The following is a 20,809-nucleotide window of genomic DNA, read 5'->3' on the forward strand; positions in this document are numbered from 1 at the left end:
AGGAAAATTTGGTTAAATCTGTGACGTAATCACCGTGCAAGGCATCGACACGATACGCTGACTAATTCCAGAATATCCAGGAAAACTCCAGGTATTCATAGCCAGCATCTACGCAAGCTCCCCTTTTACTAAGGGAACGAAACGTACGGCCTCCACGGTATCGATAATAAATTCGCCTCCCCGACGACGCACCCGCTTCAAAAACTGGTGCTCATCGCCCACGGGTAAGACGAGAATGCCGCCCTCATCCAGCTGCATCATCAATGCGGTTGGGATCTCGGGTGGTGCTGCCGTAACAATGATAGCGTCAAACGGGGCTCGCGCCTGCCAACCTTGCCATCCATCACCATGCCGGGTTGAAACATTATGTAAATCAAGCTGCTTCAGGCGACGACGCGCCTGCCATTGCAAACCTTTAATGCGCTCAACGGAGCACACATGATGCACCAGGTGCGCCAGAATCGCCGTCTGGTAGCCAGAGCCGGTACCAATTTCCAGCACCCGAGACTGCGGCGTTAGCTCAAGCAATTCGGTCATCCGCGCAACCATATAGGGCTGCGAAATCGTCTGCCCCTGGCCAATCGGCAGGGCAATATTGTCCCAGGCCTTATGCTCAAACGCCTCATCAATGAATTTTTCACGCGGCACGGCGGCGAGCGCATCAAGAACAAGCTCATCTCTGATGCCCTGCGCACGTAATTGTTCAAGAAGAGTGTGTACGCGTCTGCTTACCATTGCGTGTCGGCTCCCACGCTGTCTAACCAGTCAGAAACCACCTCATGCGCGCCGTATGCGGTTAAATCAACATGCAGCGGCGTGATGGATACATAGCCTTCATCGACGGCGGCAAAATCCGTATCCGGCCCGGCATCGTACTTCTCACCCGGCGGCCCGATCCAATACAGCGTATTACCGCGCGGGTCCTGCTGGGGAATCACCTGATCCGCCGGATGGCGACTGCCGCAGCGGGTGACGCGAATACCTTTAATCTGATCCAGCGGTAAATCCGGCACGTTGATATTCAAAATGCGACCGGTGCGCAGCGGTTCACGACTCAGCGCCCGTAAGATACGACAGGTTACTGCGGCAGCAGTATCGTAGTGTTTATGGCCGTCGAGCGAGACAGCCAGCGCAGGGAATCCCAGATGACGACCTTCCATTGCCGCCGCAACGGTACCGGAATAGATAACATCATCACCCAGATTAGGACCCGCGTTAATGCCAGAAACAACAATGTCCGGACGCGGACGCATTAATGCGTTCACGCCCAGATAGACGCAATCGGTAGGCGTACCCATTTGTACGGCGATATCGCCGTTATCATAGGTAAACGTGCGAAGTGAGGATTCCAGCGTCAGCGAGTTAGACGCGCCACTGCGGTTACGATCCGGGGCAACCACCTGTACGTCAGCAAACTCACGCAGCGCTTTCGCCAGCGTTTGTATACCGGGTGCGTGGACCCCATCATCGTTACTCAGCAATATTCGCATAATCACCCATTGTGTTAATAAGTTCCCTTACAACACTGGTGGCGAAGCTACCTGCCGGTAGCCAGAAGCGTAGCTCAACGGTTACGTCATCCCACCAGTTCCAGCTTAATTGTTGTGGATACAGCAACATAGCGCGACGCGACGCGTCGACTTTCTCGCGCAATAATAGAGACTGTAGCGCGGTTTCATCAGCAATAGCGGCTTCTTCAAACGCCAGCGCGTCGCGCTGAGTTCCCCACTCACCGCTGCCCGGCAATGCCGCTGTTATCATCAATTCTTTCGCATCGACACGACGCTGTAATTCTGGTTGTTCTTCCTGTGTGGCAACAAACCAGCTTCCGCGTCCCGACAATTGTAGCGCATCGCCGTCAACAACTTGATTAAAGTCTGTTTTTTTCAAGCGTTCACTGACTATCTGATTAAACAACGCGCTACGGGCCGCCGACAACCAAAAACTGCGTTTATTGCGATCGCGCACCGGCGCATCGCTTTGTGCCCAGCGCAGCGCCCCTTGCAGGTTGCTGCCGCCGATACCAAAACGCTGAGCGCCAAAATAGTTCGGTACGCCGCGCTCGCTAATTGCCTGCAAACGCGCTTCAACGTCATTTCGCTCGCTCACTTCACGCAGCACCAGCGTAAATTCGTTGCCTTTCAGCGCCCCTAAACGCAGCTTACGCTTGTGGCGCGCGTACTCCAGCACTTTACAGCCTTCAAGCTCAAATTTGCTTAAATCAGGCATCGCATTGCCGGGTACGCGCGCGCACAGCCACTGTTCCGTGACCGCATGCTTATCTTTCTGCCCGGCAAAGCTCACTTCGCGGGCATGAATTTTCAGGAACTTCGCCAGCGCGTCAGCCACAAAACGGGTATTACAGCCGTTTTTCAAAATGCGCACCAGAACGTGCTCGCCTTCGCCATCCGGTTCGAAGCCTAAATCTTCAACGACGACAAAGTCTTCCGGATTCGCTTTCAGGACGCCATGGCCCAGTGGTTTGCCATGGAGATACGTCAGATCTTCAAACGCAGTCATTTCGTTGCCTTAATGAGTAGCGCCACCGCTTCACAGGCAATCCCTTCCCCACGCCCGGTAAAACCGAGTTTTTCCGTGGTGGTCGCTTTCACGTTAACATCATCCATATGGCAGCCGAGATCTTCGGCAATAAACACGCGCATCTGCGGAATGTGCGGCAGCATCTTCGGCGCCTGAGCAATAATCGTCACATCCACATTACCAAGCGTATAGCCTTTAGCCTGAATACGCCGCCAGGCTTCACGTAATAATTCACGGCTATCTGCACCTTTAAAGGCCGGGTCGGTGTCCGGGAAGAGTTTACCGATATCCCCCAGCGCAGCCGCGCCCAGCAGAGCATCGGTTAGCGCATGTAACGCCACGTCGCCGTCAGAATGCGCCAGCAATCCTTTCTCGTATGGGATGCGCACACCACCAATGATAATTGGGCCAACTCCGCCAAAAGCGTGTACGTCGAAACCGTGTCCAATTCGCATTATGCCTTCTCCTGATATACACAGCATCCTGCAGGCTGCCTCGTTGCAGCGTGAAGGATGAGGTGTCTAGATAGTTCGGGTCAGATAAAATTCCGCCAGCGCCAGGTCTTCCGGGCGGGTGACTTTGATGTTGTCAGCGCGTCCTTCAACCAGTTGCGGATGAAAGCCGCAATATTCCAGCGCCGAGGCTTCGTCCGTAATGGTTGCCCCTTCGTTGAGCGCTCGGGTCAGGCAGTCGTGCAACAGCTCGCGAGGGAAAAACTGCGGCGTCAACGCATGCCATAAATCGGTGCGATCGACCGTATGGGCAATGTCTGTTCGGCCCGGCTCCGCGCGCTTCATCGTATCGCGCACGGGGGCCGCCAGGATCCCGCCAGTGCGGCTGGTCGCACTGATTGCCAACAAACGGGCTAAATCATCCTGGTGCAGACACGGACGCGCGGCGTCATGCACCAGTACCCAGTTGGCCTCCCCTGCGGCTTGCAAACCGGCAAGGACAGAATCGGCACGCTCGTTGCCACCATCCACGACGGTAATTTGCGGGTGCGCAGCGAGTGGAAGTTGGGCAAAGCGGCTATCGCCGGGGCTGATAGCGATGACGACTCGTGTCACCCGGGGATGAGCCAGCAGCGCATCAACCGAGTGTTCAAGAATGGTTTTATTGCCAATAGAGAGGTACTGCTTAGGACACTCTGTTTGCATTCGGCGGCCAAACCCGGCAGCCGGCACCACGGCGCAAACGTCCAATAAAGTGGCTGCCATGTTAAATCCCTGGACAGTTTATCGATTGTTTTGCCCTGCAGTCTGAGCGCGTTTAGACGCGTCAGGTACCAGACGATAAAAGGTTTCGCCGGGCTTAGTCATGCTGAGTTCGTTACGCGCGCGCTCCTCGATAGCTTCTTGTCCGCCATTGAGATCGTCAATTTCGGCAAAGAGCTGATCGTTACGCGCTTTAAGTTTCGCATTTGTAGCTTGCTGCGCAGCAACATCATCGTTGACGCGACTATAGTCATGTATGCCGTTCTTACCGAACCACAGCGAATACTGCAGCCAGACTAATAAAGCCAGCAACAGCAGCGTTAGTTTACCCATCCTGCCCCCTGAAAAACGGCATTAACATCCCATAACTTCCGTAGACGACTTTACATCAACGGGCGGGAATGCCGCGACAACGCGGGCAAATGTACCACATTTGCCCGTTGTTACGTATACCCCGTGTAAGGAGAACATAATCTCATTGTTGGTTACGGTTTGAATTATGGCCAGAGAGTGAACAACAGCGGCGATCATATGAAGTAGAAGTGAGCCTAACCCAATAGCCACAAAAACAGTGCGCCAAACATGGCCCCAACCACCAGCAGGGTACAGGTGATGCTCAGTAGCAATCGTCCCTTTAATAGCGAATGCAGGGCAATACCCGCGACGATCGCCACGGGCAACAATGCGAGGAAAAAGGGCCAGGTATAAAGAAAGAAAAACAGTGTGTTGGGGCCATACATCAGACACGGAAATCCCAGCGCCAGCAACCACGCTATAAAACCGACCACGGCTCCCGGGAGTGACCAGGTGGTTTCGTCGTCGGCGGCGAAGGTATCTGACTCTGTAATAGTAATGTTATGGCTGTTACGCATATCTAATCCTGTGACCGTGACTGACCGGGCATACAAGCTCGGGTGTCTCAGGATCTGATAATATCTTCCTGCCTCAGCAGGTCTAATAATTGGGGTACCAAATTTGTTACCAATTGTTCACCATCAAGATGAATCTCTGGCGATTCAGGCGCTTCGTATACCGAGTCAATTCCGGTGAAATTGCGTAACTCCCCCGCTCGTGCTTTTTTATACAGCCCTTTTGGATCGCGAGCTTCGCACGTTGCCAATGGCGTATCGACAAAAACCTCAATAAAACGCCCTTCGCCCACGCGCTCGCGGACCATTTGTCGCTCTGCGCGATGCGGGGAGATAAAAGCAGTCAACACCACCAGACCGGCATCTACCATCAGATTAGCCACTTCGCCAACCCGACGAATATTCTCTTTGCGATCGACATCGCTAAACCCGAGATCGCTGCACAGACCGTGACGCACGTTATCGCCATCCAGCAGATAAGTGCTCACCCCCAACTTATGCAGCGCCTCTTCCAGCGCCCCTGCTACCGTGGATTTACCGGAACCAGACAGCCCGGTAAACCACAGCACAACACCACGATGACCGTGGCGTTGTTCCCGCTGTTGCGGTGTAACAGGATGGGCATGCCAGACGACGTTTTCGTCATGCTGCGCCATTATTTTCCTCCCAGCAGATCGCGCGCACCCCAATGTGGGAAGTGGCGACGCACCAGCGCATTCAGTTCCAGCTCAAACGCGCTAAACTGAGAAGCTGCGGCGTGCTCCTGCACGATTGGCTCACGCACCAGCCCCGCGCCAACGGTAACGTTGGTCAGGCGATCAATGATAATCAGCCCGCCCGTAACCGGATTCTGCTGATAGGTATCCAGCACCAGCGGCTCATCAAAGGTCAGATTAACCAGACCGATACCGTTTAACGGCAGCGCTTCAACGTCCCGTTGGGTCAGGTTATTTATATCAACCTGATACTGCACGTTATCAACGCGTGCACGGGTCTTCTTGCCTGCGACTTTGATGTCGTAGCTCTGCCCTGGTGACAACGGCTGCTCCGCCATCCACACCACATGAACGGCAGCGCTTTGTACCGCTGGCAATGCTTCACCGGCATCAAGTAGCAGGTCGCCTCGGCTGATGTCGATCTCATCTTTCAGCACCAGGGTGATTGCTTCGCCCGCATGCGCTTCCTGTAAATCGCCATCAAACGTCACGATCCGCGCCACGCTGGACTCAACGCCAGACGGCAACACTTTGACGCGTTGCCCTACCTTCACGCTACCCGACGCCAGCGTTCCGGCATAACCACGGAAATCCAGATTCGGTCGGTTCACATACTGCACCGGGAAACGCATCGGCTGAGTATCAACAATGCGTTGGATCTCAACGGTTTCCAGCACTTCCAGCAGCGTCGGACCGCTGTACCACGGCATGCTGGCGCTTTGCGAAGCCACGTTATCGCCTTCCAGCGCGGAGAGCGGCACAAACCGGATATCCAGGTTACCCGGCAGTTGTTCAGCAAAAGTAAGATAGTCTTCGCGGATGCGGTTAAATGTCTCTTCGCTAAAGTCCACCAGATCCATTTTGTTGATCGCCACCACCAGGTGTTTGATCCCAAGCAACGTAGAAATAAAGCTGTGACGACGGGTCTGATCCAGCACGCCTTTACGCGCATCGATCAGCAGGATCGCCAGGTCGCAGGTCGACGCACCGGTCGCCATGTTGCGGGTGTACTGCTCATGGCCGGGAGTATCTGCAATAATAAATTTACGCTTCTCGGTAGAGAAATAACGGTACGCCACGTCGATGGTGATGCCCTGTTCGCGCTCGGCCTGCAAGCCGTCAACCAATAACGCCAGATCGAGCTTTTCGCCCTGAGTACCGTGACGTTTACTGTCGTTGTGCAACGATGAAAGCTGGTCTTCATAAATCTGACGCGTGTCGTGCAGCAGACGACCAATCAGGGTACTTTTCCCGTCATCCACACTACCGCAGGTTAAAAAGCGCAGCAGACTTTTGTGTTGCTGGGCAACCATCCAGGCTTCAACGCCGCCTTCATTAGCAATTTGTTGTGCAAGTGTCGTGTTCATGGCGGCTCCTTAGAAATACCCCTGACGTTTCTTCAGCTCCATGGAGCCCGCCTGGTCGCGGTCAATCACGCGGCCCTGACGTTCACTGGTGGTTGAGACCAGCATCTCTTCGATAATTTCCGGCAGCGTCTGCGCATTCGACTCCACCGCGCCTGTCAGCGGCCAGCAGCCGAGCGTACGGAAACGCACCATGCGTTTTTTAATCACTTCACCGGGTTGCAGATCGATTCTGTCGTCATCAATCATCATCAGCATGCCGTCGCGTTCCAGCACCGGACGCTCCGCCGCCAGGTACAGCGGCACGATGTCGATATTTTCCAGCCAGATGTACTGCCAGATATCCTGTTCAGTCCAGTTAGAGAGCGGGAATACGCGAATGCTTTCGCCTTTGTTAATCTGCCCGTTGTAGTTGTGCCACAGCTCCGGACGCTGGTTTTTCGGATCCCAGCGATGAAAACGATCGCGGAAAGAGTAAATGCGCTCTTTGGCACGCGATTTCTCTTCGTCACGACGAGCGCCACCAAACGCGGCGTCAAAACCGTATTTGTTCAGCGCCTGCTTCAACCCTTCAGTTTTCATAATATCGGTATGCTTGGCGCTACCGTGGACAAACGGGTTAATGCCCATCGCCACCCCTTCCGGGTTTTTATGCACCAGCAGTTCACAGCCGTAGGCTTTCGCCGTGCGGTCACGAAACTCGTACATCTCGCTGAATTTCCAGCCGGTATCAACATGCAACAGGGGGAACGGCAGCGTGCCAGGATAAAACGCTTTGCGCGCCAGATGCAGCATTACGCTGGAATCTTTGCCGATGGAATACATCATCACCGGATTAGAAAACTCGGCGGCCACCTCACGAATGATATGGATGCTTTCCGCTTCCAGTTGCCGCAGGTGGGTAAGTCGTTTTTGATCCATAACCGTTCCTATGTAATGCCGTTATTTTGCTAACGATGCTCAGATAACCTGACTATAGGGAGGGCAAGGAGGCGAATGAAATTACGAATTGGAATGAGTAGTTCCTCAAAGGAATAACGATCCGGAAAAGCAAATATCAAAAAGTGCTTAAGCTACCGGAATTCGGGCATTTAGGAGCAAATGAAATTGTTTTACCTCGATCACGGTTTCATACTAGCGGCTGAAAATTTCTGCTTGGTATTTAAGGACTCATCATGTTTCTCGCATTGCGCCACCTTCTTGCTGCCATGGCACTCGGCGCGTGCTTCATCCTTCCCGCACAGGCAACATCTTCGAAGCCCGGAGATATCGAAAATACCCAGGCTCGATATATCGCAACGTTTTTCCCTGGCCGCGTGACGGGATCTCCGGCTGAAATGTTGTCTGCTGATTATATACGTCAGCAATTTCAACAGATGGGCTATAGCAGCGATATTCGGACGTTTAACAGCCGTTATGTTTATACCGCCAAAGATAACCGTAAAAACTGGCATAACGTAACGGGAAGCACCGTTATTGCAGCACATGAAGGTAAAGCGCCGCAGCAGATTATTATTATGGCGCACCTCGACACTTACGCCGCACAAAGCGACGCCGATTCCGATGCCAATCTGGGTGGATTAACCCTGCAAGGTATCGATGACAACGCCGCAGGTGTTGGCGTGATGCTTGAACTGGCGGAAAAACTCAAAAACGTGCCGACGCAGTACGGTATTCGATTTATCGCCACCAGCGGTGAGGAAGAAGGCAAACTGGGCGCGGAGAACATCCTGAAGCGAATGAGCGCTGCCGAGAAGAAAAACACGCTGCTGGTTATCAACCTCGATAACCTGATTGTCGGTGATAAGCTCTATTTCAATAGCGGTAAGAAAACCCCGGAAGCGGTACGAAAACTGACGCGCGACCGGGCACTGGCTATCGCGCACAGCCGCGGTATCGTTGCCAGCACCAATCCGGGCCTGAACAAAGACTATCCGAAAGGTACTGGATGTTGTAACGATGCAGAGGTTTTCGACAATGCGGGGATTTCCGTTCTCTCCGTTGAAGCGACCAACTGGAGCCTGGGCAAGAAAGATGGCTATCAACAGCGCGCCAAAAGTGCCTCATTCCCCGATGGCAACAGTTGGCACGATGTGCGGCTGGATAACCAGCAGCATATCGATAAAGCGTTACCGGGCCGGATAGAGCACCGCAGCCGCGACGTGGTACGCATTATGCTGCCGCTGGTAAAAGAACTGGCGAAAGCGGGTAAATCCTGAAGCAGAAGCCCGGTAGGATATAAATCTTACCGGGCTCTTCTCGGTTACCCTTCGTGCAATCCGCACTCGCGCTTCAATCCGAAGAACCGCGTCTCTTCTTCCGCCATACCCGGCTCCCATTTGCGTGTGGTGTGGGTATCACCGACTGACAGATAGCCCTGGTCCCACAACGGATGGTACTTCAGACCGTGTTTTTGCAGATACTGGTAAACCGTACGGTTATCCCAGTCGATGATCGGTAGCACTTTAAACACACCGCGCTGGATAGCCAGCACCGGCAAATGCGCGCGGCTGCCCGACTGCTCACGGCGCAGACCGGCAAACCAGGTTTGTACATTCAGTTCCTGTAGCGCCCGGTTCATCGGCTCAACTTTGTTGATGTCATTGTATTTTTCAATGCCCTCAACGCCCTGCTCCCACAGTTTGCCGTAGCGCGCTTCTTGCCAGGCCGCACTTTCCTTCGCCCGGTAGACTTGCAGGTTTAGCTTGAGCTTGTCCGTTAACTCATCAATAAACTGGTAGGTTTCCGGGAACAAATAGCCGGTATCGGTGAGGATCACTGGGATATCCGGGCGGATCTGATTCACCAGATGCAGGCTGACCGCCGCCTGAATACCAAAACTTGATGACAGTACATATTCACCAGGCAAGTTTTCCAGCGCCCACGCCACACGATCCTCGGCGCTCAATTTTTCCAGTTGATCGTTGGTTTGCGCCAACGCCATAACGCGTTCAACTTTCGGCAGATCGTTCAATGCGTTGAGATCGAGTTTGGACATAAGTTCCTCGCTGTATGCCTTGCCTGATGGCGCTACGCTTATCAGGCCTACAAATTCAGTAGGCCCGATAAGTCAGTTTCACATTATTCCCAGAAATCACGCGCAGGATCGAGCACCGGGCGAATGATGCCCGCACGCACCGTAAAGTCACCGAAGCCTTCACCCGCTTCGCGCTCTTTCGCCCAGCGCCCAACCAGTTCGTCAACAGAGTCGAGAATTTCTGACTCCGTAATATTTTCGCGATACATACGCGGAATGCGCGTCCCCATGCGGTTACCGCCAAGGTGTACGTTGTAGCGGCCCGGCGCTTTACCCACCAGCCCCAGCTCGGCGAGCATCGCACGGCCACAGCCGTTCGGGCAGCCGGTTACGCGCATCACGATATGCTCTTCGGGAATACCGTGTTTTTCCAGAATTGCTTCCACCTTGTCGGTGAACGACGGCAGGAAGCGTTCAGCTTCGGCCATCGCCAGTGGACAGGTTGGGAACGAGACGCAGGCCATCGAGTTTTCACGCTGCGGTTTCACCGCGTTCATTAAGCCACTCTTCTGCGCAATCTTCTCAATCTTCGCCTTTTCACTCTCAGGAACACCGGCAATGATCAGGTTCTGGTTTGCGGTAATGCGGAACTCACCTTTGTGGATCTTCGCGATCTCCAGCAGACCGGTTTTCAGCGGTCGCCCCGGATAATCGAGGATTCGTCCGTTTTCAATAAACAACGTCAGATGCCATTTATTGTCGATCCCTTTCACCCAGCCGATACGATCGCCGCGACCGGTGAACTCGTACGGGCGGATCGGCTCAAACTTGATCCCTGCGCGACGTTCTACTTCTTCTTTGAACGTCTCAACGCCCACGCGCTCAAGGGTGTATTTGGTTTTGGCGTTTTTACGATCGGTACGATTACCCCAGTCACGCTGCGTGGTCACAACAGCTTCCGCTACTGCCAACGTATGCTCTAGCGGCAGGAAGCCAAACTCGCTTGCCGTACGGGCGTAAGTTTTCTTGTTACCGTGCTCAATCGACAGTCCCCCGCCAACCAGTAGGTTAAAGCCTACCAGCTTGCCGTTTTCAGCAATCGCCACAAAGTTCATGTCGTTGGCGTGCAGATCGATGTCGTTCTGCGGCGGGATCACGACGGTCGTTTTAAACTTACGCGGCAGATAGGTTTGACCGAGGATCGGTTCTTCGTCCGTGGTCGCCACTTTTTCCTGATCGAGCCAAATCTCAGCGTAGGCGCGGGTGCGCGGCAACAGGTGCTCGGAAATTTTCTTTGCCCATTCATAGGCTTCGGCGTGCAGCTCAGACTCATACGGGTTCGAGGTGCACAGCACGTTACGGTTCATGTCGTTGGCGGTCGCCAGCGCGTCCAGGCCGACGGAGTGCAGCATCTGGTGCACCGGTTTGACGTTCTTCTTCAGAATACCGTGGAACTGAAAGGTCTGACGGTTGGTCAGACGAATGCTGCCGTAAATGGTGTTGTCATGGGCGAACTTGTCGATCGCCTGCCACTGTTTGGTGGTGATCACCCCACCCGGCAGACGACAGCGCAGCAGCATCGCATGACGCGGCTCCAGCTTTTGCTCGGCACGTTCGGCACGGATATCGCGGTCGTCTTGCTGGTACATACCGTGAAAACGGATCAGCAGGAAGTTGTCGCCTTTAAAACCGCCGGTCAGACCGTCATTTAAATCTTCGGCAATGGTGCCGCGCAGATAGTTGCTTTCCAGCTTCATACGCTCAGCGTCGGACAGTTTGCCTTCGACCACCAATGGTCCTGGATGTTTTTCGCTCATTAGTAGACATCTCGCTGATAACGGCGCTCAATGCGCAGCTCACTTAAAAATTCATCTGCCGCTTCGATATCCATCACACCGAATTCGGCAATCACTTCCAACAAAGCCTGCTCAACGTCTTTCGCCATACGATTAGCGTCGCCGCAGACATAAATGTGGGCACCGTCATTGATCCAGCGCCACAGTTCCGCGCCCTGTTGGCGCAGTTTATCTTGTACGTAGACTTTTTCTTTTTGATCGCGAGACCAGGCGAGATCAATACGGCTCAATACGCCCTCTTTGACGTAGCTTTGCCACTCCACCTGGTAGAGGAAATCTTCGGTAAAGTGCGGGTTGCCGAAGAACAGCCAGTTCTTGCCTTCCGCACCTTCCGCCGCGCGCTGCTGCATAAAGGCGCGGAACGGCGCAATACCGGTACCTGGCCCAATCATAATCACCGGGGTTTGCGGGTTTACCGGCAGACGGAAGTTATCGTTATGCTCGATGAACACGCGCACTTCGCCCTCTTCTTCCACACGATCGGCGAGGAAGCTGGAAGCGCCGCCAGCGCGGGCGCGGCCCTCGATATCATAGCGAACCACACCAACGGTGACGTGCACTTCGTTGTCAGTTTCCGCCTGCGAAGAGGCGATAGAGTACAGGCGCGGCGTCAGCGGACGCAGCAGGTCGACTAGTGCCTGAGCATCCAGCTGTGCCGGAGAGAAACGCACCATATCAACGATCGGCGTGGTCGCGGCGTAATGTTGAAGCTGCGCCTTATCGCCCACCAGCGGCAGCAAAGACTCGCTGCGGGTTAAGGTGGCATAGTTCTCGACGATATTTCCGGTGTTGACCGTCAGTTCGAAGTGCCACTCCAGCGCTTCGGCGAGCGGCAGGGTTTTGCCATCAACCGTGACCGGTTCGTCCCCTTTCAGCCACAGCAGTTCTACCAGCTCTTTGACCAAAGCCGGATCATTTTGATACCAGACACCCAATGCATCGCCCGGCTGATAGCGCAGGCCGGAATCGCCTAAATCAATCTCAATATGGCGCACGTCTTTTTCAGAGTCGCGGCCGGTAATTTTCTGATTCACTGCAAGCGACGCCGTCAGCGGTGCTTCTTTGGTATACGGACTGGTGTGTACTTCGTTTACCGCGCCGCTCGCTGCAACTTGCACAGAGGATGCCGCAGGCGAACGCGCTTTCAGGACATCAACCAGACGGGCACGCCACTGCGCAGCCGCAGCCTGGTATTCGACGTCGGCGTCGACACGGTCAAGCAGACGTTCACCGCCCAGCTCAGCCAGTTTCGTATCAAAGTCTTTTCCTGACTGACAGAAAAACTCGTAAGAGGTGTCGCCAAGACCAAACACGGCAAAAGCAGTGTTATCGAGCTTCGGCGCTTTTTTCGAGAACAGGAATTTATGCAACGCCACGGCTTCTTCCGCCGGTTCACCTTCCCCTTGCGTCGACGCTACCACGATCAGCAATTTTTCATTGGCGATTTGTTTGAATTTATAGTCGCCAGCGTTGATGAGAGTAACGTTAAGCTTCGCGGCGATCAGGTCATCGCGCAGGGCTTCCGCCACACGACGCGCATTACCGGTTTGCGAGGCGGAGATAAGCGTAATACCGGGCATTTGGGCGGCAGGGACTGGTGCCGCCGCATTGCTGCCTGGCTGCTGATTCAGCACGCCCCAAAAATAGCCAGAAACCCACGCAAGCTGTGCGGGAGTGAAATCGGTCGTGGCTGCCTGAAGGCGTGCCAGCTGCTCCGGGTTTAGCGGTAGCAAAGCGGAAGGTGGGGCCTGTGTCGTCATGCGTTGTCATGTTCCAGTAAGCAAAGCGGATTTCAGCAATAAAACCCAAACTGAAGATAAGGTTAACGGTGGGGATAGTAACAATTAAAGAAGGGATGGAAATAACAAATAACCAAATGGACTAACCTGTTTTAGTTATAGTTATTAACAACAAAAACGATTGAATAACTGCATGATATATAATGAGTTAATTACAATAGACCAAATGAATATATCCATTTACTGGTCAGGGCCGTTTTAGTTAATGCGAAAAAATGTGCTTTCCGGTACCCTACCGCGGTTTTTCGCATTCTTGAGAGTAAAAAATGTCCACCACCTTGTTTAAAGATTTCACCTTCGAAGCCGCTCACCGCCTGCCGCACGTACCGGAAGGGCATAAGTGTGGCCGCCTGCATGGTCACTCATTTATGGTGCGTCTTGAAATTACCGGTGAAGTCGATCCGCATACCGGTTGGATTATGGATTTTTCAGAGTTAAAAGCGGCGTTTAAGCCGACTTACGACCGACTCGATCACTATTATCTGAACGATATTCCAGGCTTAGAAAACCCAACCAGTGAAGTACTGGCAAAATGGATTTGGGATCAGGTTAAACCGGTTGTCCCTCTGCTGAGTGCCGTAATGGTGAAAGAGACCTGCACAGCGGGCTGCGTCTATCGCGGCGAGTGATTAAGGCGTTTGTGTCGGCGGTCAATATTCCTTAAATAACGCCATGTTAGCTTATGCGCTCTGGATATCTGGGGCGCAATATGACTGACGATTTTGATATTATTATCATCGGCGCAGGGATAGCTGGCACCGCCTGTGCTTTACGCTGCGCGCGGGCTGGACTTTCGGTTCTGCTGCTTGAACGCGGCGAATTTCCCGGCAGTAAAAATCTTTCCGGCGGGCGTCTGTATTGCCATCCGCTTGCCGAACTGCTCCCCCATTTTCAGCAATCCGCGCCGCTTGAACGGCGTATCACCCAGGAAAGCCTGACTTTACTGACCGCCGACGGCGCAACCACCTGTTCCAGCCTCCAGCCCGGCGGCGACTCATGGAGCGTGCTGCGCGCCCGCTTCGATCCGTGGTTTGTCAGCCAGGCCGAGTCCGCAGGCGTCCAGTGTATTACCGGCATCACGGTTGAGGCGCTGTATCGCGAAAATGGCCGGGTCTGCGGCGTTATTTGCGCTAACGAAACCCTGCGCGCGCGCTACGTGGTGCTGGCGGAAGGGGCCAATAGCGAACTGGCGGAGCGGCATGGTTTACTCGCTCGTCCCTCTCCTTCATCGATGGCGCTGGGCATCAAAGCCGTGCTGGCGCTGGAGCAAAACACGCTGGAGGATCGCTTCCGCCTGGAAGGCAACGAAGGCGCCGCGCTGCTCTTCACCGGCGGCGTCTGCGGGGATTTACCCGGCGGCGCGTTCCTCTATACCAATCAGGATACGCTCTCATTCGGCATTGTATGCCCGCTCTCCTCGTTGGGGAAAAGCCCCGTACCCGCCGCCGAACTGCTGGAGCATCTTCGGTCGCACCCGGCCCTGCGTCCTCTGCTGCGCGGAGGCGAGTTGCTGGAGTATGGCGCGCATCTGGTGCCGGAAGGCGGGCTGCATAGCATGCCCGTCCAGTATGCCGGGGAAGGCTGGCTGCTGGTGGGCGACGCGCTGCGTACCTGTATTAATACCGGTTTTACCGTGCGCGGTATGGACATGGCTTTAATCGGCGCGCAGGCGGCGGCGCAAACCCTGATTCGCGCCTGTCAGCAAAGCGCGCCGCAGAACCTGTTTCCGCAGTACCATCGGGATATTGAGCGCAGCGTGCTGTGGGAGAGTCTTCAGCGTTACCAGCACGTCCCCGCCCTGTTGCAGCGTCCCGGCTGGTATCGCCAGTGGCCTGCGCTGATGGACGATATCTCCCGCGAACTCTGGCAGCAGGGTGAGCGCCCGGTTCCGCCTCTGCGCCAGATAGTCTGGCGTCATCTTCGTCGTCACGGCCTGCGCCATCTGGCAGGCGATCTGCTCAGGAGTTTACGATGTCTGTAGCCCGCAACGTCTGGCGTCCCGCCGACAGCCCACATATTGTTCCGTCTGCTTCACCGACTCCGGAAATCGCCGAGTTACTGATTCAATCCTGCCCAGCCGGGCTTTTCTCACGCACGGCAGAGGGCGAACTGCGCGTTGACTATCGGAGCTGTCTGGAGTGCGGCACCTGCCGATTGTTATGCGATGAGGCAACGCTGAAAGAATGGCGCTATCCTGACTCAGGTTTTGGAATTACACTGCGTTTTGGGTAATAAATCTACAAGGGAAACACCATGCCCCTGCTACACCTGCTCCGACAAAATCCGGTCATTGCCGCCGTTAAAGACAACGCCAGCCTGCAGTTGGCCATTGATTCCGAGTGCCAGTTTATCTCCGTGCTGTACGGCAATATCTGCACCATCAGCAACATCGTCAAGAAAATCAAAAACGCCGGTAAGTATGCGTTTATTCACGTCGACCTGCTGGAAGGCGCTTCCAATAAAGAGGTGGTGATTCAGTTTTTAAAGCTGGTTACCGAGGCGGACGGGATCATCAGCACTAAAGCGCCGATGCTAAAAGCGGCCAGAGCGGAAGGTTTTTTCTGCATTCATCGCCTGTTTATCGTCGACTCCATCTCCTTTCATAATATTGATAAGCAGGTGGCGCAGTCTAATCCTGATTGCATTGAGATTCTGCCGGGCTGTATGCCGAAAGTTCTGGGATGGGTCACGGAGAAAATTCGCCAGCCGCTGATTGCCGGCGGGCTAGTCTGCGATGAGGAAGATGCGCGTAATGCGATGAAGGCTGGCGTTGCGGCCCTGTCTACCACCAATACCACGGTCTGGAAATTAGCGAAGCAGCTTAATTAATCTTGTGCCCGGTGGCGGCTAACGCCTTACCGGGCCAAGCTCGTAGGCCGGATAAGGCGTCAGCCGCCATCCGGCATTATGTATCCGCGCAGGCAGTCAGCGCTTCAAGCACCGCAGGCCAGTCATCCACAATGCCGACATCCGCCTGGGTAAATACCGGCGCGCTGGCGTCACGATTGACAGCCACGATAAACCGGCTATCTCTGACCCCAGCCATCAGCGCCGCCGCCCCCGACGCGCCCGCGACAATGCAAACATCCGGCGCCAACAGATGACCAGAGATCCCTATCAGGCGTTCCGCATCGTAGCCGCCGTTCATCACCCGCGCGCGGCTGTAGCCCGCTTCCGCCCCCAGACCGTGCGCCAGCGCCGCAATGTGGTCGGCATCAACGCCCTCGCCGCCCTGCCCGACCACCAGCACGTGCTTCGCCTCCAGCAAGGGATGAGCGCCCGTAGGCTCGACGCTTTCAACGCTGATTAACCAGTCAGGTAAAGCCGCTGGCGCAATATGGCGAGTCGTCATCTCGACAGGAAGATCGATAGACGTATGAACGCCGGGCTGGCGCGCCAGCGACAGGCAAAGCGGCCGGGCCGCCACCTTCAGGGTCGCAATCAGCGCATTGCCCCAGTGAGGCTTCGTCACTCGCCCCTCTGGCGTATTCACTGCCAGCACCTGGCACACGCTGCCGCCCTGTAAACGCCAGGCCAGCCTGGTCGCCAGCTCATCGCCCAACGTACCCGCCGGGAATATCAGCATATCGACCGGCGTCTGCCGCCACCGGGCAACCAGCGCCTCAAGAAGCTGCTGCGCAACCTCGGCTTCACCGTCGATAATCCAGCGCTCCAGCTCTGCATCTGCGAGGCTGGCGGTCGCTAGCCAGTGACCCATCGCGGCGCTCTCACCGGCAGTCATCACCATCGCTATCTTCATGGCTGCATCCTCTGGCGAAGGTAGCTATTCCATAGGTTCCTGGCTTTCTCCTGCGCCGTTGCCCCCTCGATTATCACCGCGCTGCGCCGTTGCTCCGGGCGAGTCAGGCGTAAACACTGAACCGCAGGCGTCGCCTCGGCGGTCACCGCCCGGCGCACAACCTCCGCCTTTGCCGCCGCCAGTCGCTGGCGCATACCGGGAACCGGCAGCGCCACTTCGCCACACTGCCTGACCGCAATCACCGCGGGCAGACGTACCCGGCAGCGGCGAACACCGGATATCGTTCGCTGTTCGACGACCACAAAAGGCGGCTCAAGGGTGAAGCGTTCGACCTGGGTGAAACAGGGCCAGTTCAGCATCTCCGCCAGAAGAAACGGCGTCTGCCCATTCTGCCCCTCGCTGCTCTGGCAGCCGATCACTACCAGTTCAGCCCCGAGGCTGCGCTGCCAGTCGGCAAGCTGCCCGGCAATAAAGGATGGCGCAAAGCGCAGGTCTCCGGCCGCCTCCAGCAGCACCTGCTGCTCAAAGCCTAACGCGGCAAAGTAACGTAGCCAGTGCAGCGCGCGCTCATCGCCAATGCTTAATGCGGTCAGGGTCATCTCACAGCCCGCGCTACGCTGGGCCAGCAGCAGCGCGGCGGCGGCCTGTTCATCAGCACCGATGGCGCAGCGCAATAGCGAAACATCCGGCCCGCAGGTGTCCCGGGCGGTCGTCTGCCAGTCTTTTTCCGCCAGCATGCTGGCATCAGGTTCGGGCTTAAACGCCAACAGAATGTTCATTTGTACCTCCTTGTCTGTGGTCGCCGCTGCCGGCTGCCACCAGCGGCAGCGCTTTGGTCTCCGGCGCCCATAGCCAGGTCACCACAAAGCCGATCAGCAATACGCCAGCTAATAGCAGCAGCGTGACCGTCATCCCCCATTGCGCCAGAGTCCAGGGCAGCAAACCGGTGCTGATGGCCGCACCAAGGCGGCTCATGGCGGTGGCAAATCCTACCCCCAGCGAGCGAATGTCGGTGGGAAAGCTTTCCGCCGGTAAAATCCCCACCAGATTGCTGACCGCTGAAATCGTGGTGCTGAAAAAGACAAACAGCAGCAGCGTCCAGTGGCTACCGGGCGGTAAGCAAGCCATCACAATTAATGTCGCCGCGAGCAGCAGAAAGCTGCCCAGCAGGAAGTGGCGATGCGCCAGCAGATGGGTTAATACCAGCCCCAGCAGCGCGCCCACGATCAGCAGCGCATTCAGCAACAGGCTGGCGGTTAGCGCATCTTCAAGACCAATGGTTTCGGCAATCGTCGGCAGCCAGGTGTAAATAACGAACCAGGGGATCACCAGGCAGACAAAGAAGATGCTATTAAAGGCCGTGCGCCGCCAGTAGCGCGATGAGAACAGGGTTCTGATGTGTTTATTCGTCTCTTTTATAACCTCATCACCGAGCTGTACGTGCATACCAAAACAGCGCTGTACTACCGCATGCGCTTCGGCGAATCGTCCCTGACGCATCAGCCAGCGCGGCGATTCCGGCGTCCCCCAGCGCAGCAGCGTAATCAATAGTGCCGGGAGAGCGGACGATGCCAGCAGCCAGCGCCAGGCATCAGGGTTTTCCGTAATAAAGTGGTGCCCAGCCAGACTTGCCAGCACATAGCCGACGGTCCATACCACGCTGAATGCGCCCAGCAGAATTCCCCGGTGTCGGCGCGGCGAAAACTCGGCCAGCAGCGTGTGGCCCACGGAGTAATCCCCCCCGAGGCCGATCCCAATCAGGATCCGCAAACCAATCAGTTGCTCTGGCGTGGTGGCGAAAAACTGCAGAAATGAAGCGACGGTAATCAGCACAAAGCTGAAGTTGAAAATTTTCTGGCGGCCAATGTGATCCGAAACCCATCCCAGAATCAGGCTGCCGATAAAAAGCCCCAGTAGCGCCGCGCCGCCGATCATACCCGCCATAAACGGCGTCAGATGCATAGCGGGGGTGAGCTGAATAATGGCGTAACCGATGACGCCAAGGACATAGCCATCAACGAGATGTGCGCCAAAAGTCAGCGCGGCAATACGGCAGTGAAAGCCGTTTAGCGGTAAATCATCCATTCGCACCGGTGAAGTGTTCATTTCTACCCCTTCATGGTCCGGTAATGAAGCGACTTCCCGACCGGGAAGCCGCCTGCATCTTTATTTTTCAATCGGGTAGATTGTCCCCGCATTCATAATACCGTTGGGATCGAACTGCTTCTTCAATCCTTCCAGCAACGGCCATGCGCTGCCGTGTTCCAGCTTGCTCCAGTGAACGCGATGTTTACCAATCCCGTGGTGATGCACCATCGAACCGCCGAGGCGAATCGTCTCTTCACAGATAATTTTGTTGAGTGGGTTGTGGTACTTATCAATCTCCTCTTCCGGTTTGCAGCCCACAACGTTGTAGTCATACACAAAGTACATGTTGGTACCGTTGATATAACTATGAGAGGAGTGACCGCCCAGCATGGTGATATCATCGGCGTGCGGGAATTCGGTACGAATACGCTGGATCACGCTTTCATAGATCTGGTGGATGCAGCTCCAGCAGCCTGAAACCTCGGTGGTGAAGCCCATATTACCGGTTTTCAGGATCTGTACGCGTTCGGCGGCCACTTTTTCCGGGCCCCAGTTCAGATGGTTAAACCAGTTTTCGATAAGCTTACTGTCCACGCGCTGACACTGCGGGTAGCGCGCCACAACTTCCGCAATGCCTTCCCCGGTCGCTTTCGCCAGCCGCGGGTTGCCCTCAGCCATAAAGATCAGCACGCATTTGCCATCGGCAAAATGGGTGAAGTGCTGGGTGCCATCTTCCGCATCGTACAGGCGAGCGATCGACGGACGATATCCCTCCACCATCACTTCACGCAGGATCTCAAACCCCACCTTCATATCGTCCAGAACGTAGCCATAGTAGAGGTTGTTTTCCGGGGTAAACTTGAATATTTTCACTGTCACTTCAGTGATATAGCACAGTGCGCCTTCGTTACCGATAATGATGTGGCGAATGTCCGGGCCGGCGGCGCGGCGCGGGACGTTTTTGATGCGGGTGACGGTGCCGTCCGCCAGTACGGCCTCGAGGCCGACAACCATATCTTCAATTGCGCCGTACAGCGTGGAAAATTGACCAATGCTGCGGGTTGCCACCAGGCCGCCCATCTGCGCCAGCGGTTTAGACTGCGGCGAGTGTCCGGTGGTGTAGCCCTTAGCCCGCAGCGCGTTTTCCAGCACTTCCAGCGGCACGCCGCACTGCGCGGTCGCCTGCATATTCTCGATATCAATATTCAGGATTTGGTTCATCCCGGCGCCGTCCAGCACCACGGAATTCTCAACCACGGTTTCCAGACCGCCTTCCGTCGCAGAAGCACCGGTACGCGGAACGCCATTGATCTTATGCTGGTTCATAAAGGCCAGCACGTTAGAAACCTGGTCGGTCGAGCCTAACTTAACCACTGCGGCAGGCAGCGGTAGCGTAAAGATGCCATGGATATCAGCATATTTACGAAAGCGGTCAATACTGTTTCGTTTTAAAACGGTTTCATCAGTAATCACGCGATCGCAACCAACAATCTCTTTGAGCTGATCAACAATCGCTTCACGGGATAAAGACATAGTAATTCCTTCCTGATAATAAATTCGGAATATACACGCCACCCTTCAAGCTGCATCTTGAATGATATTGTGTAATATAATTAATGAAAACA

22 protein-coding genes are annotated in these 20,809 nt (G+C 55.2%); 5 read left to right on the forward strand and 17 right to left on the reverse strand.

The annotated features are described in order from the left end of the window. Positions 1-108: 108 nt before the first annotated feature. The 10 genes from E1B03_RS21030 to cysD all read right to left on the reverse strand — a co-directional run bounded on the left by E1B03_RS21030 (position 109) and on the right by cysD (position 7,625). Positions 109-735: a protein-L-isoaspartate(D-aspartate) O-methyltransferase gene (locus E1B03_RS21030; RefSeq protein ID WP_003034172.1), complete on the reverse strand. Its 627-nt coding sequence runs from the start codon at positions 733-735 to the stop codon at positions 109-111. Next, positions 729-1,490, reverse strand: a complete 762-nt coding sequence (gene surE, locus E1B03_RS21035) for a 5'/3'-nucleotidase SurE (protein WP_103769150.1) — start codon at positions 1,488-1,490, stop codon at positions 729-731. The genes E1B03_RS21030 and surE overlap by 7 nt, the downstream gene beginning before the upstream one ends. Next, on the reverse strand, positions 1,471-2,520 hold the full coding sequence (truD, locus tag E1B03_RS21040; protein ID WP_103769149.1) for a tRNA pseudouridine(13) synthase TruD: 1,050 nt from the start codon (positions 2,518-2,520) through the stop codon (positions 1,471-1,473). Before truD ends, surE begins: the two co-directional genes overlap by 20 nt. After that, on the reverse strand, positions 2,517-2,996 hold the full coding sequence (gene ispF / locus E1B03_RS21045) for a 2-C-methyl-D-erythritol 2,4-cyclodiphosphate synthase (RefSeq protein ID WP_003034167.1): 480 nt from the start codon (positions 2,994-2,996) through the stop codon (positions 2,517-2,519). Before ispF ends, truD begins: the two co-directional genes overlap by 4 nt. A 66-nt stretch (positions 2,997-3,062) precedes the next feature. Then, positions 3,063-3,758 carry a 2-C-methyl-D-erythritol 4-phosphate cytidylyltransferase gene (gene ispD / locus E1B03_RS21050; protein WP_103769148.1) on the reverse strand — a complete coding sequence of 232 codons (696 nt, stop codon included), beginning with the start codon at positions 3,756-3,758 and terminating at the stop codon, positions 3,063-3,065. 18 nt (positions 3,759-3,776) lie between these two features. Next, positions 3,777-4,088: a cell division protein FtsB gene (gene ftsB, locus E1B03_RS21055; RefSeq protein WP_003034163.1), complete on the reverse strand. Its 312-nt coding sequence runs from the start codon at positions 4,086-4,088 to the stop codon at positions 3,777-3,779. Positions 4,089-4,303: 215 nt separating this feature from the next. Continuing rightward, positions 4,304-4,627 carry a DUF3561 family protein gene (locus E1B03_RS21060; protein ID WP_103769147.1) on the reverse strand — a complete coding sequence of 108 codons (324 nt, stop codon included), beginning with the start codon at positions 4,625-4,627 and terminating at the stop codon, positions 4,304-4,306. A gap of 47 nt (positions 4,628-4,674) precedes the next feature. After that, positions 4,675-5,280 (reverse strand): adenylyl-sulfate kinase, encoded by a 606-nt coding sequence (gene cysC, locus E1B03_RS21065; RefSeq protein ID WP_103769146.1) that lies wholly within the window; start codon positions 5,278-5,280, stop codon positions 4,675-4,677. After that, on the reverse strand, positions 5,280-6,707 hold the full coding sequence (gene cysN / locus E1B03_RS21070) for a sulfate adenylyltransferase subunit CysN (RefSeq protein ID WP_133086861.1): 1,428 nt from the start codon (positions 6,705-6,707) through the stop codon (positions 5,280-5,282). The genes cysC and cysN overlap by 1 nt, the downstream gene beginning before the upstream one ends. 9 nt (positions 6,708-6,716) lie before the next feature. Beyond that, entirely contained in the window at positions 6,717-7,625 is a 909-nt protein-coding gene (cysD, locus tag E1B03_RS21075) for a sulfate adenylyltransferase subunit CysD (protein ID WP_003034152.1), read from the reverse strand. A gap of 254 nt (positions 7,626-7,879) precedes the next feature. On the opposite strand from cysD, the gene E1B03_RS21080 reads away from it, so the two are divergent. Continuing rightward, positions 7,880-8,923 carry an aminopeptidase gene (locus E1B03_RS21080; RefSeq protein WP_133086862.1) on the forward strand — a complete coding sequence of 348 codons (1,044 nt, stop codon included), beginning with the start codon at positions 7,880-7,882 and terminating at the stop codon, positions 8,921-8,923. Between the two features lie 44 nt (positions 8,924-8,967). Here E1B03_RS21080 and cysH read toward each other — a convergent pair whose 3' ends face one another. From cysH to cysJ, 3 genes are all read right to left on the reverse strand, one after another. Next, on the reverse strand, positions 8,968-9,702 hold the full coding sequence (cysH, locus tag E1B03_RS21085) for a phosphoadenosine phosphosulfate reductase (RefSeq protein ID WP_133086863.1): 735 nt from the start codon (positions 9,700-9,702) through the stop codon (positions 8,968-8,970). Positions 9,703-9,785: 83 nt separating this feature from the next. Further along, positions 9,786-11,498: an assimilatory sulfite reductase (NADPH) hemoprotein subunit gene (cysI, locus tag E1B03_RS21095; RefSeq protein ID WP_103769142.1), complete on the reverse strand. Its 1,713-nt coding sequence runs from the start codon at positions 11,496-11,498 to the stop codon at positions 9,786-9,788. Next, positions 11,498-13,297: an NADPH-dependent assimilatory sulfite reductase flavoprotein subunit gene (cysJ, locus tag E1B03_RS21100; RefSeq protein ID WP_133086864.1), complete on the reverse strand. Its 1,800-nt coding sequence runs from the start codon at positions 13,295-13,297 to the stop codon at positions 11,498-11,500. The genes cysI and cysJ overlap by 1 nt, the downstream gene beginning before the upstream one ends. Positions 13,298-13,602: 305 nt before the next feature. On the opposite strand from cysJ, the gene queD reads away from it, so the two are divergent. The 4 genes from queD to E1B03_RS21125 all read left to right on the forward strand — a co-directional run bounded on the left by queD (position 13,603) and on the right by E1B03_RS21125 (position 16,165). Continuing rightward, positions 13,603-13,965 carry a 6-carboxytetrahydropterin synthase QueD gene (gene queD, locus E1B03_RS21110; protein ID WP_043017394.1) on the forward strand — a complete coding sequence of 121 codons (363 nt, stop codon included), beginning with the start codon at positions 13,603-13,605 and terminating at the stop codon, positions 13,963-13,965. 80 nt (positions 13,966-14,045) lie between these two features. Continuing rightward, positions 14,046-15,317: an FAD-dependent oxidoreductase gene (locus E1B03_RS21115; protein ID WP_133086865.1), complete on the forward strand. Its 1,272-nt coding sequence runs from the start codon at positions 14,046-14,048 to the stop codon at positions 15,315-15,317. Further along, positions 15,308-15,568, forward strand: a complete 261-nt coding sequence (locus E1B03_RS21120; protein WP_133086866.1) for a ferredoxin family protein — start codon at positions 15,308-15,310, stop codon at positions 15,566-15,568. Before E1B03_RS21115 ends, E1B03_RS21120 begins: the two co-directional genes overlap by 10 nt. Before the next feature lie 21 nt (positions 15,569-15,589). Then, on the forward strand, positions 15,590-16,165 hold the full coding sequence (locus E1B03_RS21125) for a glycerol-3-phosphate responsive antiterminator (RefSeq protein WP_006687043.1): 576 nt from the start codon (positions 15,590-15,592) through the stop codon (positions 16,163-16,165). A 76-nt stretch (positions 16,166-16,241) separates the two neighbouring features. Here E1B03_RS21125 and E1B03_RS21130 read toward each other — a convergent pair whose 3' ends face one another. Genes E1B03_RS21130 through E1B03_RS21145 form a run of 4 tightly spaced genes read right to left on the reverse strand, consistent with a single transcriptional unit; the run spans position 16,242 to position 20,717 of the window. Further along, positions 16,242-17,096 carry an electron transfer flavoprotein subunit alpha/FixB family protein gene (locus E1B03_RS21130; protein ID WP_133086867.1) on the reverse strand — a complete coding sequence of 285 codons (855 nt, stop codon included), beginning with the start codon at positions 17,094-17,096 and terminating at the stop codon, positions 16,242-16,244. Continuing rightward, the gene (locus tag E1B03_RS21135; RefSeq protein ID WP_133086868.1) at positions 17,093-17,875 is read right to left on the reverse strand and encodes an adenine nucleotide alpha hydrolase family protein; all 783 of its coding nucleotides are present in this window, start codon (positions 17,873-17,875) and stop codon (positions 17,093-17,095) included. Before E1B03_RS21135 ends, E1B03_RS21130 begins: the two co-directional genes overlap by 4 nt. Then, on the reverse strand, positions 17,853-19,202 hold the full coding sequence (locus tag E1B03_RS21140; RefSeq protein ID WP_246044124.1) for an MFS transporter: 1,350 nt from the start codon (positions 19,200-19,202) through the stop codon (positions 17,853-17,855). The genes E1B03_RS21135 and E1B03_RS21140 overlap by 23 nt, the downstream gene beginning before the upstream one ends. Before the next feature lie 60 nt (positions 19,203-19,262). Further along, on the reverse strand, positions 19,263-20,717 hold the full coding sequence (locus tag E1B03_RS21145) for an FAD-binding oxidoreductase (RefSeq protein ID WP_133086869.1): 1,455 nt from the start codon (positions 20,715-20,717) through the stop codon (positions 19,263-19,265). Between the last annotated feature and the right edge of the window lie 92 nt (positions 20,718-20,809).

Origin of the sequence: Citrobacter arsenatis (genome assembly GCF_004353845.1) — a bacterium.
Taxonomy (GTDB): domain Bacteria; phylum Pseudomonadota; class Gammaproteobacteria; order Enterobacterales; family Enterobacteriaceae; genus Citrobacter; species Citrobacter arsenatis.